At 68.8% G+C, this 536-nt stretch carries 1 pseudogene; it reads right to left on the bottom strand.

The annotated features are described in order from the left end of the window. Window positions 1-234, bottom strand: a pseudogene (locus RNC47_RS36280) (hypothetical protein); the annotation flags it as partial. Between the last annotated feature and the right edge of the window lie 302 nt (window positions 235-536).

Below are 536 nucleotides of genomic sequence, written 5' to 3'. Positions count from 1 at the left end.
CCGGGCGAACACGACCCGGCCCGTGACACCGACGACCTCGCCGGTCTGGGTGTCCGCGGCCAGGTCCGGGTAGGCGCTGCGCAGTTCGGCCAGTGAATGTGTGCGCGGAACGGTTACCGGATAGGGCTCGCGGCCCTCAGCCAGCAGCCGCTCCCGCTTGGCCTGACGAATCCGGAACTGCTCGGGAAGGTCGGCCTGGGACTGGGACGCGTCGTCGCGATCGGCTGGGCTCACAAAATGCCAGCTTAAATGAACTCGCGGGCGGGCAATTGCATGCCGACAAGCCCGGCGGCCCTCGGCCACGAGCCAATGGACCGGCGGTTCAAGGGCATACCCGCGTCCCGGTGGGGTCAGGCTGCGATCCAGGTGTGCACAACCTCACACCGGGTCACCTTGCCGGTTTGAGCCGTCCACGTTGGCTGTCCCGATTGCGCTCGAACACCAGCCGCAGGCCGTCGAGGGTGAGATGGCGGTCGTAGTGCTCGACCGTGCGCAGGTCCGGCAGCACCAGCGGCGCGGTGTGGCCGGTGGCCACC

Origin of the sequence: Streptomyces millisiae, from assembly GCF_031845425.1 — a bacterium.
Classification (GTDB): Bacteria; Actinomycetota; Actinomycetes; order Streptomycetales; family Streptomycetaceae; genus Streptomyces; species Streptomyces millisiae.
The sequence above is the reverse complement of the archived record's forward strand: the minus strand, read 5'-3'. Positions and strand labels throughout refer to the sequence as shown.